Source organism: Nocardia sp. NPDC020380 (assembly GCF_044386975.1).
GTDB lineage: Bacteria > Actinomycetota > Actinomycetes > Mycobacteriales > Mycobacteriaceae > Nocardia.
On record NZ_JBIRVQ010000006.1, the window covers coordinates 517285 to 533333 of the forward strand.

Sequence of the window (16049 nt, forward strand, 5' to 3'; positions counted from 1 at the left end):
ACCCCGGCGAAGGCTGAGGAGTCGAGCAATGACCAATCCGCATTCGCAGTTTCTGGGTCCCGAGCAGCGGGAAGCCGCCTGGGCCCGGCTCGGTAAGGATCACTTCGACGTCATCGTCATCGGCGGCGGCGTGGTGGGCGCGGGCATCGCCCTGGACGCCGCCACCCGAGGTCTGGAAGTCGCCCTCGTCGAAGCCCGTGACCTGGCCGCCGGCACCTCCAGCCGCTCCTCGAAGATGTTCCACGGCGGCCTCCGCTACCTGGAGATGATGGAGTTCGGCCTGGTCCGCGAGGCCCTCAAGGAACGCGAGCTGGCACTCTCCACGCTCGCCCCGCATCTGGTGAAACCGCTGCGCTTCCTCTACCCGCTCTCGCACTACGGCTGGGAACGCCCGTACGTCGCCTCCGGCCTTTTCCTGTACGACACCATGGGCGGCGCGAAATCCGTTCCGGGACAGCATCATCTGACCAAATCGGCGGCCATGCGGCTGGCGCCCGGTCTCAAGGACGGCGTCCTGACCGGTGGCCTCACCTACTACGACACCGTCGTCGACGACGCCCGCCACACCATGACGGTGGCCCGCACCGCCGCCCACTACGGCGCGGTCATCCGCACCTCCACCCAGGTCGTCGGCTTCCTGCGCGAGGCGGACCGGGTGATCGGCGTCAAGGTGCACGACAGCGAGGACGGCCGCACCACCGAGGTTCGCGGCAGCGTCGTCATCAATGCCACCGGCGTCTGGACCGACGAACTCCAGTCGATCGCGAATCAGCGCGGCCGATTCCATGTGCGAGCGTCCAAGGGCGTCCATATCGTGGTCCCGCGCGACCGCATCGCCTCCGACACCTCGATCATCCTGCGCACCGAGAAGAGCGTGCTGTTCGTCATCGCGTGGAGCACCGACCACTGGATCATCGGCACCACCGACACGGACTGGAACCTCGACCTCGCGCACCCGGCCGCCACCAAATCCGATATCGACTACCTGCTCGAACACGTCAACAAGGTGCTGGTCACCCCGCTCACGCACGCCGACATCACCGGCGTCTACGCGGGCCTGCGCCCGCTACTGGCGGGCGAGAGCGACCAGACCTCGAAACTCTCCCGCGAGCACGCCGTTGCCCGCATCGCCCCCGGCCTGGTCGCCATCGCGGGCGGCAAGTACACCACCTACCGCGTCATGGCCTACGACGCCGTGAACGAAGCGGCACAGGACATTCCGCGCCGCGTCCCGCCCACCATCACCGAGAAGGTGCCACTGCTCGGCGCGGACGGCTACCACGCCCTCATGAACCAGACTCCGCACCTGGCCGAGAAATACGGCATCCACCCGTACCGGGTACAGCACCTGCTCAACCGCTACGGCTCCCTCATCGACGAGGTCCTCGGCCTCGCCGACGGCAAACCCGAACTGCTGCAAGCGATCACGACCGCCCCCGGCTACCTGCAAGTGGAGGCCCTCTACGCGGCCGCCGCGGAAGGCGCCCTGCACCTGGACGACATCCTGGCCCGCCGCACCCGCATCTCCATCGAATACGCGCACCGCGGCGTCGACTGCGCCGACCAGGTGGCCCGCGTGGTCGCGCCCGTCCTCGGCTGGGACGAGGCCGACATCACCCGCGAGGTGACGCTGTACACGGCCCGCGTCAAGGCCGAGATCGAGTCCCAGACCGCACCCGACGACGCCACCGCCGACGAACTCCGCTTGGAGGCGCCGGAAGCCCGCGCCAAGGTGCTCGACCTGGTACTCGAACGCTGAAAAGCCGCCGGGTCCAGGGTTTCCCGCCCCGGACCCGGTCGGCTCAGCGCACCAGCTTGTAGTTGAAGTGCGTGGTGCCGAGCGTGCCCATCAACCGAACCCATAGCGGCAGCAGCATTTCCGTGCCCCGCGCGGTCGTGATGTCGCCGACGTCGATGACATCCCGCCACCCGAACTGGCGAAGCAGTTGCACCACGGTCGATTTGGCGTCCTGATCGTTCCCGGACACGAAAATGGTGTGGTCGCCGTCCCCCAGCTTGTCCGGGTGCGCCATGACCTCGGCGGTCACAGTGTTCAGCGTCTTCACCACCTTGGCGTCCGGAAAGGCCCGCTGAATCTGCTCCGCCACCGAATCGTCGTTGCAGACGGCCAGCCGCGGCGGGAACCCCTGCGAAAAGTCCAGCGGGTTGGACACATCGATGATCACCTTCCCCGCCAGATTCTCCGCCCCGGCGCCTTCCAGGGCGGCGACACTCACCTGCCCCCCGGTCGCATTGATGATCACGTCCCCATGCGCCGCCGCCTCGGGCGCGGTCCGCAGATCGACCGGAAACGGTTCATCCGCCCGCTCCTCGGTAGCCTTCACATCCCGCGTCCCGATCGCCACCTCGTGCCCCAGCTCCACCAGCCGCTCCGCAAGCGTCCGCCCCACCGCCCCGGTCCCCAGGATTCCGATCTTCATGCAGCCCACCATAGGAGCGCTCGGGTCCGGGGGGAACGGGTTTCGCTACGGGACGAAGGCTCGGCCCGCTGCGGGCTCAGTCGACCGGCGGCTGACAGCGGGGGCAGAAGTAGATGCCGCGTTCGGCGCGGGTGGGCTCGTCGTCGCCCAGTAAGTGCACGACCATGTTCGCGCCGCAACGTTTGCAGGGGCGGTGTTGCCGGCCGTAGGCGAGGGCGCGCCAGGGTGGTTGGTGGGCGGCCTTCAGCAGGACCTTGTGTGCCTCGTCGACCAGGCCGGGCAGGTCCTCGATGGCGCCGACGGACATGGCGGGGTTGACGCGGCGCAGGTAGCAGATCTCGCTGCGGTAGATGTTTCCGATTCCGGCCAGGTTGCGCTGGTCCAGGAGGGCCAGGCCGATCGGGCGGTCCGGGCGTTCCAGCAGGCGGCGGACCGCTTCCGCCGCATCCCAATTCGGTCCGAGCAGATCCGGGCCCAGATGCTCGACGGCGGTGTGCTCGTCCTCCGGACGCAGTACTTCGACGAGGCCGAGGGAGAAGCCGACGGCCTCGGCCTCCGCGTTGGCCAGGACCAGGCGCGCGGCGAATCCCGGCTTGGTCCAGCGCTGTCCGGGCTGGTAGACGCGCCACTCGCCTTCCATTTTGAGATGGGTGTGGATGCTCACCGACGGGGTGCGGACGAAAAGGTGTTTGCCGTAGGTGCCGACGCTCTCGACCTCCTGACCGCGCAGGTCGAGGGTGGCGTATTTCGGGACCCGGAAATCGCTGCGGTCGAGGACCCTGCCGGCCAGGGCCTTCCGGAGGCGGGCGGCGGTCAGGAAGACGCTGTCGCCCTCAGGCATGGGGGCTCACGGGTGGCTCCGGAGGCGGAAACCCTTGGGGGTCGCGGCGAATCCGGCCTCGGTGAGGAAGCCCGCGAAGGTATTGCCGTGCACTGATTCCCCGTTCACCCGGTCGATCACCAGTGAGTCCACCCGCCGATCACGCACCAGCCCGGCCAGTGCCGAGGCCGCCGCCGTGCGTACCGCCGGAGCCTCGGTGAAGGTCAGCAGCGTCTTGCCGCCGCGCTCCAGGTAGAGCGTGAGCTCGCCGCCGACCAGCACCACCAGGGCTCCTGCCTTCCGTCCGGGGCGATGCCCGGCTCCTTCGGCGGCCGCCTTGGGCCAAGGTAGCGCCGCCCCGTAGGGATTCGCCGGATCGCAGGCGGCCAGTGCCAGCGCGGGTCCCGCGACCTCCGCGTCATCGGGGCGGTCGGTGTCGAAGGAGCGTAGCCGGTCCACCACATCCGTGGTCGAGAACTGGGCGCCGCCGAGCGAATCCACGAAGTATCCGCGCCGGCACCGGCCCCGATCCTCGAATTCGGTCAGCACCCGGTACATGAGCGCGAACCCGCCCGGGACGCCCTCGCTCTGCACCGAGCCCCGGGTCAGTACCCCGTACCGTTCCAGCAGCACATCCGCCGTGGCGTGCGCGCGAACGGTATTGTCCGCCACCCGTTCCGGTAGCAGCGACCACCGGCCGGCGGTCTGCGGCGGGCTGGTCCGCACCGGTATTCCGGTGCGCGGCAGGTACATCCGCCCACGCGGAGACCGCCTGGGGGTGCGATGCGCGGTCGTGGTGCGCGCTGTCCCGCCCAGCAGTGCCCGCACCGGCGCGAAGGTGTCGCCACCGACATGGCCCGCCCACACCAGCTCCCACAGTGCGGCGACCACCGCCGACTCGTCCTCCACCCCGGTGGCCTCGGCCAGCTGCCGGAAGAAGTACGCGCCGCCACCCCCGGGAGCGACCACTTGATATCCGGAGCCGCTCGCCGCCCGGCCCCGCGCACCGGCGCCATTTCCGGTCGGCGCCGTCGAATCATCCGACGTCGCAGCCGCCTCGGTGGCACCGCGGTAATCGGAGCCGGTCGCCGGATCCGCGGATTCGGAGCCTGTCCGCTCGGAATTCGCCAACTCGGAGCCCGCACGTCCATAGCTCGCTGGCGCGGAGCCCGGTGGCTGGAAGCCCGGCGCGGCGACCAGCCCGCCGTCCGTGTCGCGCGCCCGCCCGGAGGATCCGCCGATCACGGTGGCGCCCAGCGCCATCAGGAGGCTGATCTGGATTTCGGTGAGGTCGATGTCGTCGGGTGGCGGGAGGGTCAGGGGAGCCTGGTCGGCCGGGTGCAGGGCGATCCAGCCGTCCTTGGCGGTGATCGAACCGTGGCCGGACCACAGCACCTCGCCGGTGGCCATGAGTTCGTCGAGCAAGGCGGGGGAGTAGTCGCGGACCCGGGTGGGAAGAATGAGCGATTCCCAGGCGGAGGCCGGAATCGGCACGCCCGCAAGCTGTTCCACCACGGCGGCCACACCGTCCACGCCGCGGAGTTCGCCGGTGCCGATGTGCTGCCAGGCCGGGAGGAAACGGGCCAGGGCGGCGGTGGGGACCGGTTCGACTTCCTTGCGGGCTGCCGCGAGGGAGCGACGGCGCAGGCGGCGCAGCACCTCGTTGTCGCACCATTCCGTACCGGCCGAGCCCGGCGTGAATTCGCCTTCCACCACCCGCTTTTCGAGGGCGAGGCGATGCAGGGCGGTGGCCGCCACCGCCGGCCCGAGACCGAAGCGGTGCGCGACCTGCGTCAGTGTGAACGGCCCGTGCGTGCGGGCGTACCGGCCCACCAAGTCGCCCAGAGGATCCGCCACGGGCTCTATGAACGCGGCCGGCACACCGATGGGAAGCGGCACACCGAGGGCATCACGCAGCCGGGAGGCATCCTCGATGGCCACCCACCACTGCGACCCCGCGAACGAAACCTCCAGGGCGCGATGACTCTTCACCAATTCGGCGAACCACGCGCGCGGATCCTCGGTGGACCGCTCACTCGCTTCGGCGGCGGTCACGGGCCCGAGCAGGCGCAGCAGATCCGCCAGCCCCTCCATATCCCGCGCCTGCCGTTCGGGTGTGAGCCGCTGCAGCTCCTGCTCGGTCTGCTCCAGCACCGCCGCATCCAGCAGTTCGCGCAGTTCCACGCGCCCGAGCAGTTCCGCGAGCAGGCTCGAATCCAGTGACAGTGCCGCGGCGCGTCGTTCGGCGAGCGGGCTGTCGCCCTCGTACATGAACTGCCCGATGTAATCGAAGAGCAGCGAATTCGCGAACGGTGACGGCGCCGCCGTCTCCACCTCCACCAGCCGCAATTGCCGCCGGGCCACCCGCCCCAGCAAGTCCCGCAGCGAGGGCAGGTCATAAACGTCCTGCAGACATTCCCGCACCGTCTCCAGCAGGATCGGAAACTCCGGGAACTTCCGCGCCACATCCAGCAGCTGCGCCGCCCGCTGCCGCTGCTGCCACAGCGGCGCCCGCCGCCCCGGATCCCGCCGCGGCAGCAGCAGCGCCCGCGCCGCACACTCCCGGAACCGCGAGGCGAAAAGCGCCGACCCCCCGACCTGTTCGGTCACCAGCTCATCGATCTCGTCCACCTCGAACACGAACAGCTCCGCCCCCGGCGGGTCATCGGTCGTATCCGGCAACCGCACCACGATCCCGTCATCCGACGGTGTAGGCGCCGCATCCACCCCGAACCGCTCCCGAAACCGAGCCGCCACCGCCAGCGCCCAAGGCGCGTGCACCGCCAGCCCATACGGCGAGTGCAACACCACCCGCCAGTCCCCCAACTCGTCCCGGAACCGCTCCACCAGCAGCGTCCGATCCGTAGGCAACTGCCCCGTAGCCGCCCGCTGCTCCTCCAGCAGCGCAACCAGATTCGCCGTAGCAAACCCATCCAGCCCCGCCGCCGCAGCCACCCCCGCCAACCCTGAGGATGCAGCGACCCGGTCCAGCCCGACAACCGCAGCAACCCGCTCTTGCCCTGCCGCGTCGACCCCATTCAGCCCAACAGCTGCGGCGACCTTGTCCAACTCGGACCCGCGTCCCGTGCGCCGGCTGCCCCTACGCGGTCGATCCGATCCCGGTGTCGTAGCGGCCGATTCGCCGAGGGCGGCATCGCCCGCCGCGGAGGCTCCCGCTGTGGGTGCAGCCTCGACCTCTCCGGCGCGCGATTGTCTTGTGCTGTCGCGCGATTCGGCGGCGGTCACCGAGCCGTCCGTGCCTTCGCCGTAGTCCTTCTCGGTGGAGAGGCCCGGTGGAAGGCTGCCGCGTTCGAGGACCTCGGCGGCGTCGCGGACGAAGTCGTCGAGGGCCTTGTCCAGTTGTACCGGTGCGGAGCCGTTCTTGCGGGCGCCGCCGGACTTGGCGGGCTTGCCGGCGCTCTGCTCGATGGCCTGGCCGGTGATGCGGACGAATTCGCCGAGGGCCGCGCCCAATTCGGCGGGGCGGCCGAGGGAGTCGCCGTGCCAGAAGGGGAGGCGGCCGGGGAGGCCGAAGGCGGGGGTGACGAGGACTCGGTCGAAGGTGATCTCTTCGATGCGCCAGCTGGTCGCGCCGAGGGCGAAGACGTCGCCGACGCGGGATTCGTAGACCATCTCCTCGTCGAGTTCGCCTACGCGGGAGGCTTTCTCGCCGACCATGAAGACGGGGAAGAGGCCGCGGTCGGGGATGGCGCCGCCGGAGGTGACGGCCAGGCGCTGGGCGCCGGGGCGGCCCGTCAAGGTGCCGGCGTCGCGGTCCCAGACGATGCGAGGGCGCAGTTCGGCGAACTCGTCGGAGGGGTAGCGGCCGGCCAGCAGGTCCAGTACGGATTCGTAGGCCGAACGGGGCAGCGCCGCATAGCTTCCCGTGGCGCGCACGGTCTCGAACCAGGCATCGGCGTCGATGGGTTCCAGGGCGCAGGCCGCCACCGTCTGCTGGGCGAGGATGTCCAGGGGGTGCAGGGGCACCTGCAGTTGCTCGATCTGCCCGCCCGTCATGCGGATGGAAGCCACCGCGCAATGGATCACGTCGGTGCGGTGTTTGGGGAAGATCACCCCGCGCGAGACCTCCCCGACCTGATGCCCGGCCCGCCCCACCCGCTGCAGCCCCGACGCCACCGACGGCGGCGCCTCCACCTGCACCACCAATTCCACCGCACCCATATCGATGCCGAGCTCGAGACTGCTGGTCGCGACCACGCACCGCAGCCGCCCGCTCTTGAGATCGTCCTCGATGATGGCCCGCTGCTCCTTGGACACCGACCCGTGATGGGCGCGCGCCAAAAGCGGTGCCGCACCGTGGATCACCTCGGTCGAGGCCCCCAGCTGCGCGGGCGGCGCATGCTCGCTCTCCACCGGTTCCCCGACCCGCGCCGCATACGCCTCGTTCAACCGCGCGGTGAGCCGCTCCGCTAGCCGCCGCGAGTTCGCGAACACGATCGAGGACCGATGCTCCAGCACCAGATCCACGATGGCCTCGTCCACATGCGGCCAGATCGATCCGGGTTGATCCGAATCCTCCGCCCCCGCATCGGGTTCGGTCATATCCGCCACCGGCACCCGCACCGACAGATCGAACGTCTTGGGCGCGGGCGGCGCCACGATAGTGATGGGCGCACTCCCCACCAGAAACCGCCCCACCTCCGCCGGCGGCCGCACCGTAGCCGACAACCCGATCCGCTGTGCCGGCCGCCGCACCGCATCTTGCGGCAATCCACTTCCGCGCAGCAGCGAATCGGCGCCGGCGTGCAACGTCTCGGCTTCCGCGCGCAGCAAATCCAGCCGCGCCAGCGAAAGCGCCAGATGCGCACCGCGTTTGGACCCCGCGATGGCGTGCACTTCGTCGACGATGACGGTGTCCACCTCGCTGAGCGTCTCCCGCGCCGCGGAAGTGAGCATGAGGAAGAGGGACTCGGGAGTGGTGATGAGGATGTCCGGCGGCGTGCGCTGCAGACTGCGCCGGTCCGCCGCGCTGGTGTCCCCGGACCGCACCCCCACCCGGATCTCCGGTGCGGGCAGGCCCAGTCGTTTGGCGGTCTGCGTGATACCCACCAGCGGTGCGCGCAGATTTCGCTCCACGTCCACGGCCAGCGCCTTGAGCGGCGAGATGTAGAGCACCGAGGTCTTACGCCGCTCGGCCGGTTCCCGGGTGGCCAGCCGGTCGATCGCCCAGAGGAACGCCGACAGCGTCTTGCCCGACCCGGTCGGTGCGATCACCAGCGTGTGCTCACCCCGCGAGATGGCGTCCCAGGCTCCCAGCTGGGCGGCGGTGGGCGCGGGAAAGGCGCCGTCGAACCACTGCCGGGTAGCGGGGGAGAACCGATCCATGCCCCCAAGTCTGCACCCGGCCACCGACACTTTCCCGGGCCGCCGGCGCTCCGGCCGTACCGAGATCGTCCCTGTTCAGTGCCCGAGCGACCGATCGGCGCCCGCCCGAGCGAAGGACGAGCAATCGAAGTACGCGCGCCGACGCCGCGCGTAGGCTTCGGTCCGTGCAGAATGTGCTCCGACTCGACCTGGTCAGTCACGGCATGACGGAGGCAATGCGCAAAGCACGTTTCCCGGTGGACGAACCGCTGACCGAGGCCGGTCGCCGGGCCGTCGCCGCCTGCGGCCGCCTGCACGCCGCCCGCGTGATCACCGCCCCCGAACGCCGCGCCACCGAGACCGCCGCCCTGCTCGGCCTCATGGGCGACGAGGACGACCGATTACGTGACCTCGATGCCGGAGCCTGGCGCGGTGGCGAGTTGCTGTCGGTGCCGAAGGAGGATCTCTACCTCTGGCTCACCGACCCCACCTACCGCGGTCACGGCGGCGAATCCGTCATCGAGGTGATCGAGCGCACGGGGGAGTGGCTGGCCGATATCGCCGCCGACGGCGAACCCACCATCGGCATCACCCACCCGTCGGTCATTCGCGCGGCCCTGCTGGTCGCCCTGGACGCCCCCGCGAAATCGTTCTGGCGCATAGACGTTCCCCCGGTGTGCGTGACCCGCCTGCACTATCGCGGCGAGTGGACCGTCCACTTCCGGTCGTGAATCAGGCCATGAATCCCCCGCGCAGCATGGCGCGGATCGCGTCGGTGATGAGCCGTGCGGGCAGCGCGGGGTCGACGGCCCGCTGAATGCCCAGTCCCAGGCCGAGACTCAGCACCGCGGTCGCCGCGTCCTCGGCGGGCAGCGGCAACGTCAGATCCATGGAATCGGCCAGCATCTGCAATTGCCCGGCGACGGTGCCGCGCATCAGCCCGAGGCTGGACACCAGTTCGGCCTGCAACGCGGGATCGTCGCGGGCCACGATGGCGAACTCGAATTCGAGCATGGTCCAGCCCACGTCGCCGAGGGTGCGTTCGGCCCAGCCCTGGAACCGTTCGAGTCGGGCTTCCAGGGTGTCGTCGCCGTCGAGCAGTGCGGTGACCTCGGTGAACTTGGTCTCATGAATGAGCGCCAGCACTTCGAGGCAGAGCGCCGACTTGGTCCGGAAGTTGGAGTAGACGGCCCCTTTGGAATACCCGGCTTCCTCGGCGACCCGTTCCAGGCTGGTCTTGGCGTACCCGTCGGCCAGGAACATGTCGCGAGCCGTGGCGAGCAGATCCGCGCGGGTACGGGCCTGGCTTTCGGTCCGGGTCATTCGTGGCATGGGTGTAATTCTATGTACCCGCAGATTTGGGATACCGCGGGTATTTGAAAACTGTTAGTGTTCGAGACTATGAGTAACGGGAACCGGCCACATCGACGTGGCCTGGCGATAGGGTGCGGCGGCACCGTCGGCATGGCCTGGATCGTCGCCGCACTGGCCGCGGCCCAGGAGGTACTCGACTGGGATCCGCGCACCGCGGACGTCATGATCGGCACCTCCGCCGGCGCGGAGGCCCTCACCATGCTGGGCAGCGGCATCGGCGTGGACGAACTGGTCGCCATGCAACGCGGCACCTCCGGCAACCCGATCCTCACCGCCCACATGCGCTGCGAGCCGGGCCGATTCCCGCCCCTGCCCCGCCCCCGCCTGAACGCACCCGGCCGCGCGGTCCACGAACTGCTCGCCCGCCCCGGCAACGGCCACGCCCTGCTCACCGCGGGCAGCGGCCTGCTCCCGCGGGGCAGCGGCGATCCGGCCTGGCTGCAACGCCTCGCCGAACGACTCAACCCGGGCCGCACCTGGGTCCCGCACCCCGCCACCTGGCTGGTGGCCATGGACGACGCCACCGGCGAGCGCGTCGCCTTCGGTTCCCCCTCCGCACCCGACGCGAATATCGGTGCGGCCCTGCGCGCCTCGTGGGCCGTCCCCGGCTGGTTCCCCGCGGTGACCATCGCGGGCCGCGACTTCATCGACGGCGGCGCGGCCTCCACCGCCTCGGCCGACCTGCTCATCCCCGCGCAGCTCGACGAGGTCCTGGTGCTGGCCCCGATGGCCTCCACCGGCCGCGTCCCCGCCACCAGCACCGGCCACTTCCTGGAACGCCAGATGCGAAACCGCATGAGCGAGAAGCTCGATGCGGAGATCGCGCTGCTCCGCGCCAGTGGCGCGAAGGTGCTGCGCCTCGACGCCACCGCCGAGGATCTCGCCGTCATGGGCCCCAATTTCATGGACGGCCGCCGCCGCCTCGCCACCCTCGAACACAGCCTGCAGAGCACCCGCAAGGCCCTGGAACAAGGAGACTTCGCATGAGCATTCTCGGAAGCCGCTATCCGGCAATCGATCTCAATGGCGCCCGGGTGCTGATCACCGGCGCCGGCCGCGGCATCGGCCAGTCCACCGCGGAACTGTTCACCCGCAGGGGCGCGGAAGTCGCCATCGCCGATGTGGATATCGCCGCCGCCCAGGCCGCGGCGGCCGCACTGGGCGCGAAGGCCTTCGAACTCGATGTGCGCGACCGCGGCCAGTGGGACAAGGCGGTCGCCGACTTCGGCCGCGTCGACATCCTGGTCAACAATGCCGGCGTCATGCCCGCGGGCGCCTTCCTGGACGAGCCGGATGCCGTGGGGCACACCACCATCGACGTGAATGTGTGGGGCCTGATCCACGGCATGCGCGCCGTGGCCCCCGCCATGATCGATCGCGGTCAGGGGCACATCGTGAACGTCGCCTCACTGGCCGGCAAGATCCCGATCGCGGGCCTGGCCGTCTACAACGCCAGCAAGTTCGCGGCCGTGGGTCTTTCCGCCGCAACGCGTCTGGAGTTCGAGCCGCACGGCGTGAGCGTCAGCTGTGTGATGCCGTCGGCCGTGCGCACCCGCCTCTCCTCGGGTCTGGCCCTCGGCCACGGCATGCCCACGGTGGATCCGGAGGATGTCGCCGAGGCCATCGTCGGCACCGTCCGCACCCGCCGCGCCGAGGTCGCCGTCCCGAACTACCTGGGCCCCATCGACGTTGCCCTGGCCGCCGCCCCTGAACCCGCGGTCCGCCTGGTGCGACGCATGTTCGACGGCGACCGCGCCCTGCACCCCACCGACGAGACCACTCGCAAGAAGTACGAGGAGCAGGTGCGCGCCATCAGCTCCGACGAGCACTGAGCCCGGCCGGGGCGATCCGCTCGCTCCCGGTGGCAGCGGGCAGCGTCGATCCTAGTTCGGGGCGCCCGCCTGTACCGGCTGGACGTCGAGGATGTCGATCGTCGTGCCGCTGCATTCGGTGCCCGGGCGCGAGATGAACAGGGATGCCTTGTTGTCCGGCGGATAGATCCGGACCCCTTGCACCTGTACCGGTTTGCAGTCGGCTGTCGAATAGCCGCTCTGCCCGTTCGCCGACCGCACCTGGGCCCAGGCCTGCCCGCCCGGCGCCAGGACGGCCGGTGCCACCGCGCCGCTCCCGTCGCGACGCGCCGGATTGCCGATGGGATCGCCGTCGGGTCCGTCGGTGTAGGAGACGCCCGGATAGCCCTGCATGGTGCAGGGCGCCGAGCCGTTGTTGGTAAAGATGATCTTGAAGTAGATGCTGCCCATGGCCGCGCCGCCCCGATCGTCGATGCTCGCGCTCAACTGATCGGTGCGGCATTCACCCGCGCCGGTGTTCACCGTGGTGGCCGACGGCTGACCGCCGTCGTTGGCGCCGGTGCTCGGCGTCCCCGGCGTGCCTGACGGCCCGCCGGAGTTCACCGTGCTCCCCGGCGTACCGGTCGGTCCGGACGACACCGTGGACGAGCTGCACCCCGCCAGCGCGACCAGTCCGGCCGCGATCACACCCATTACCCGAAGGTCCCTGCCCCGCATGATGTCTCCTTTCGCACCTGCATATCGGTAGGGACAGGGATTTGGTTTCCGGCCGGGCCCGACTTCCCGGGGCTATTCGAAGCGGATGCCCTGAGCCAGCGGCAGCTCGGTGGAGTAGTTGACGGTATTGGTGGCCCGCCGCATGTACGACTTCCACGAGTCCGACCCGGACTCGCGCCCGCCGCCGGTCTCCTTCTCGCCGCCGAACGCGCCGCCGATCTCCGCACCCGAGGTGCCGATATTGACGTTCGCGATCCCGCAGTCCGACCCGTCGGCCGCCAGGAATCGTTCGGCCTCCCGCTGGTTCTGCGTGAACACCGCCGACGAAAGCCCCTGCGGCACACCGTTGTGCAGTTCGATCGCGGACTCGAAATCGTGGTAGGTCAGCACATAGAGGATGGGTGCGAAGGTCTCCTCGCGCACCACGGCCGTCTGCGCGGGCATCCGCACCACGGCGGGCCGCACGTAGTAGGCGTCCGCCCCGAAGCCCTCGACACGCTCACCGCCGCAGAGCAGTTCGCCGCCGTCGGCCTGCGCCCGCTCCAGCGCCTTCCGCATGCCCTCGTAGGCCCGCTCGTTGATCAACGGCCCGACCAGCACGCCGTCGTCCAGCGGATTGCCCACGCGCAGTTGCCGATACGCGGAGGTGATGCGATCCAGCAGCGGCCCGGCCACGTCCGCGTGCACGATGAGCCGCCGCAGTGTGGTGCAGCGCTGCCCGGCCGTGCCCGCCGCCGCGAACACGATGCCGCGTGCGGCCAGGTCCAGGTCGGCGGTCGGGGTGACGACGGCGGCATTGTTGCCGCCCAGTTCCAGCAGGCAGCGCCCGAAGCGCGCGGCCACCCGCGGCGCGACCAGCCGCCCCATGCGCACCGATCCGGTGGCGCTCACCAGCGCCACCCGCTCGTCGTCGACCAGCTGTTCGCCGACCGCCGCCGGCCCCTGAACCAGCTGGTGCACTTCGGGATCCGCGCCCACCTCGACGGCGGCCCGGCGCAGCAGCGAGTGGCAGGCCAGCGCGGTCAGCGGCGTGGTCTCCGAGGGCTTCCACACCACGGTGTCCCCGCACACCAGGGCGAGGGCGGTGTTCCATGCCCACACCGCGACGGGGAAGTTGAACGCGGAGATCACCGCGACCACGCCCAGCGGATGCCAGGTCTCCATGAGCCGGTGCCCGGGTCGCTCGGAAGGCATTGTGCGGCCGTACAACTGCCGTGACTGCCCGATGGCGAACTCGCAGATATCGATCATCTCCTGCACTTCGCCACGCGCTTCGGGGCCGATCTTGCCCGCCTCCAGCGTGACCAGCTCGCCGAGTTCGTCCTGATATTTGCGCAGCAGCTCCGCCAGTCGCCGCACCACGGCCGCCCGTTGCGGGGCGGGCACCGTGCGCCAGGCGCGAAATGCGCTGTCCGCCCGGCCGATGGCGGCGTCGACCTCGGCGGCGGAGGTCGCGGCGAGGCTCGCGATCTCACCGCCGGTGATCGGGGTGCGGGCGGGGAGTCCGCCCGGTGCGGGCAGATCGGCGCCCAGCCGGTGCAGCAGGGTCTGGGTGCGCTCGCGCAGTTCACGTGTGCTGCGCTCGGCGGTTGTCTGGGTCATCGGCACCTCCGTACGGGATAGCGGTGTGGGTTCCGGCCACGAGTTCGGTTCGCTGCGTTAGCCTTCGCTGATGGCGGATACACCGGCGAAACCACAACTCGACGACATCGATCGACTGCTGATCCGTGAGCTGATTGCCGATGGTCGCGCCACGCTCTCGAATCTCGCGGAAAAGGCGAATCTATCCGTGTCCGCGGTGCAATCGCGAGTGCGGCGGCTGGAGGCGCGTGGCGTGATCCGTGGTTACACGGCCAATGTCGATCCCGAAGCGCTCGGACAGATGCTTTCGGCATTCGTCGCGATCACTCCTCTCGATCCATCGCAGCCCGATGACGCGCCCGCGTTGCTGCAGCACATTCCCGGCATCGAGGCCTGCCATTCGGTGGCCGGTGACGAGAGCTACATGCTGCTGGTTCGCGTGGCCTCCCCGCGGCATCTGGAACAGCTACTGCAGGAGATCCGCGCGACCGCCAACGTCCGGACTCGCAGCACCATCATTCTGCAGACATTCTATGACAAGTAGTTGTGGGCTGTAATTAATATCGTCGTTTACGGACAAAGCCGTAAATTTTCGTTTACGCTGGGCTGGTGACCCTCGAACTGGAACGGCTTGGGGCGGTTGCCGATGCGACGCTGGTCACCCCCGCCCGGGTGCATGAGATCCTGAGCGAGAGCATTCTCGCCGACGGCTTCGAACTGGTCCTCGACCTGCGTAAATCGCAGGGCCGGCGACTCGTCGACGCACGCGACGGCACCGAATATCTCGACATGTTCGGTTTCTTCGCGTCCTCGGCGCTGGGGATGAACCATCCGGCTCTCACCGAGGATCGTCCCTTCCTCGCGAGCCTTACCGCAGCCGCACTGAACAAACCCAGCAACTCCGACGTGTACACCGTCGAGATGGCGCGCTTCGTGGATACCTTCGCGCGCGTCCTCGGCGATCCCCGACTACCGCATCTCTTCTTCATCGACGGCGGCGGCCTGGCGGTGGAGAACGCCCTCAAGGTCGCCTTCGACTGGAAGTCCCGGCACAACGAAATGCACGGGCGCCCGGCCGATCTCGGCACCAAGGTGCTGCATCTGACCGGCGCCTTCCACGGGCGCACCGGCTACACCATGTCGCTCACCAACACCGACCCGGTGAAAACCGCGCGCTTCCCGAAATTCGGCTGGCCGCGCATCGATACGCCCTACCTCGGCCCGGACCACCCGGACATCGAGGCCGCCGAACGCCACGCGCTCGACCAGGCCCGGCAGGCGTTCGACGAAAACCCTTACGACATAGCATGTTTCATCGCCGAACCCATCCAGGGTGAGGGCGGAGACCGGCATCTGCGGCCCGAATTCCTGCGCGCCGTGCAGGAACTGTGCCACGAGCACGACGCCCTCTTCATCCTCGACGAGGTGCAGACCGGCGTCGGCATGACCGGCAGCATGTGGGCCTACCAGCAGCTCGGCCTGGAACCCGACGTGGTGGCCTTCGGCAAGAAGACCCAGGTCTGCGGGATCATGGCCGGCGGGCGCGTGGATGAGGTGCCGGACAACGTCTTTCACGTCAGTTCCCGGCTCAACTCCACCTGGGGCGGCAACCTCACCGACATGGTGCGGGCCCGCCGCATCCTCGAGGTGATCGAGGCCGCCGAACTCGCCGACCGCGCCGCCGAACTCGGCGCGCATCTGCTGGGGCGGCTCACCGAACTGGCCGCGGCGCATCCGGTCGTGACCGATCCGCGCGGGCGTGGACTGCTGTGCGCCATCACGCTCGAATCGTCCGAATTGCGTGACTCCGTGGTGAATCGGCTGCGCGAGGAAGAGCACGTGCTCATCCTCGGCACCGGCGCCCGCAGTATCCGATTCCGGCCACCGCTGACCGTCACCGTCGAGGAACTGGACGAGGCGGTCGACGCGGTGGAGCGCATCTTGGGCTGATCCCGGGCTGACACGTCGGCTGACACACCG

Annotated in this window: 11 protein-coding genes and 2 pseudogenes; 6 read left to right on the forward strand and 7 right to left on the reverse strand. The window is 69.5% G+C overall.

What is annotated here, in order from left to right:
* Positions 1–28: 28 nt before the first annotated feature.
* A complete protein-coding gene (gene glpD, locus ACH438_RS19075; protein WP_397006883.1) occupies positions 29–1759 on the forward strand; it encodes a glycerol-3-phosphate dehydrogenase in 1731 nt (576 codons plus the stop codon).
* Between the two features lie 43 nt (positions 1760–1802).
* Here glpD and ACH438_RS19080 read toward each other — a convergent pair whose 3' ends face one another.
* From ACH438_RS19080 to ACH438_RS19095, 4 genes and pseudogenes are all read right to left on the reverse strand, one after another.
* A complete protein-coding gene (locus ACH438_RS19080; protein ID WP_397006885.1) occupies positions 1803–2441 on the reverse strand; it encodes an NADPH-dependent F420 reductase in 639 nt (212 codons plus the stop codon).
* Positions 2442–2517: 76 nt separating this feature from the next.
* The gene (locus ACH438_RS19085; RefSeq protein ID WP_397006887.1) at positions 2518–3282 is read right to left on the reverse strand and encodes a DNA-formamidopyrimidine glycosylase family protein; all 765 of its coding nucleotides are present in this window, start codon (positions 3280–3282) and stop codon (positions 2518–2520) included.
* A gap of 6 nt (positions 3283–3288) precedes the next feature.
* Positions 3289–6201, reverse strand: a pseudogene (locus tag ACH438_RS19090) (ATP-dependent helicase); the annotation flags it as partial.
* Between the two features lie 498 nt (positions 6202–6699).
* A pseudogene (locus ACH438_RS19095) lies at positions 6700–8607 on the reverse strand (DEAD/DEAH box helicase); the annotation flags it as partial.
* A 164-nt stretch (positions 8608–8771) separates the two neighbouring features.
* Here ACH438_RS19095 and ACH438_RS19100 point away from each other — a divergent pair.
* On the forward strand, positions 8772–9317 hold the full coding sequence (locus tag ACH438_RS19100; protein WP_397006889.1) for a histidine phosphatase family protein: 546 nt from the start codon (positions 8772–8774) through the stop codon (positions 9315–9317).
* Between the two features lies 1 nt (position 9318).
* On the opposite strand, the gene ACH438_RS19105 is transcribed toward ACH438_RS19100, so the two are convergent.
* Positions 9319–9918, reverse strand: a complete 600-nt coding sequence (locus tag ACH438_RS19105; RefSeq protein WP_397006891.1) for a TetR/AcrR family transcriptional regulator — start codon at positions 9916–9918, stop codon at positions 9319–9321.
* A 69-nt stretch (positions 9919–9987) separates the two neighbouring features.
* Between ACH438_RS19105 and ACH438_RS19110 the strand changes: the two genes are divergently transcribed.
* Positions 9988–10947: a patatin-like phospholipase family protein gene (locus ACH438_RS19110; protein WP_397006893.1), complete on the forward strand. Its 960-nt coding sequence runs from the start codon at positions 9988–9990 to the stop codon at positions 10945–10947.
* The gene (locus ACH438_RS19115) at positions 10944–11792 is read left to right on the forward strand and encodes an SDR family oxidoreductase (protein WP_397006895.1); all 849 of its coding nucleotides are present in this window, start codon (positions 10944–10946) and stop codon (positions 11790–11792) included. Before ACH438_RS19110 ends, ACH438_RS19115 begins: the two co-directional genes overlap by 4 nt.
* A 51-nt stretch (positions 11793–11843) precedes the next feature.
* On the opposite strand, the gene ACH438_RS19120 is transcribed toward ACH438_RS19115, so the two are convergent.
* Both ACH438_RS19120 and ACH438_RS19125 read right to left on the reverse strand, forming a co-directional pair.
* The gene (locus tag ACH438_RS19120; protein WP_397006897.1) at positions 11844–12488 is read right to left on the reverse strand and encodes a DUF4232 domain-containing protein; all 645 of its coding nucleotides are present in this window, start codon (positions 12486–12488) and stop codon (positions 11844–11846) included.
* A 72-nt stretch (positions 12489–12560) separates the two neighbouring features.
* The gene (locus ACH438_RS19125; protein ID WP_397006899.1) at positions 12561–14090 is read right to left on the reverse strand and encodes an aldehyde dehydrogenase family protein; all 1530 of its coding nucleotides are present in this window, start codon (positions 14088–14090) and stop codon (positions 12561–12563) included.
* 70 nt (positions 14091–14160) lie between these two features.
* Here ACH438_RS19125 and ACH438_RS19130 point away from each other — a divergent pair, with 70 nt between their 5' ends.
* Both ACH438_RS19130 and lat read left to right on the forward strand, forming a co-directional pair.
* Positions 14161–14613: an Lrp/AsnC family transcriptional regulator gene (locus ACH438_RS19130; RefSeq protein WP_067562135.1), complete on the forward strand. Its 453-nt coding sequence runs from the start codon at positions 14161–14163 to the stop codon at positions 14611–14613.
* Positions 14614–14678: 65 nt separating this feature from the next.
* On the forward strand, positions 14679–16019 hold the full coding sequence (gene lat, locus ACH438_RS19135; RefSeq protein ID WP_397006902.1) for an L-lysine 6-transaminase: 1341 nt from the start codon (positions 14679–14681) through the stop codon (positions 16017–16019).
* The last annotated feature ends 30 nt before the right edge of the window (positions 16020–16049 follow it).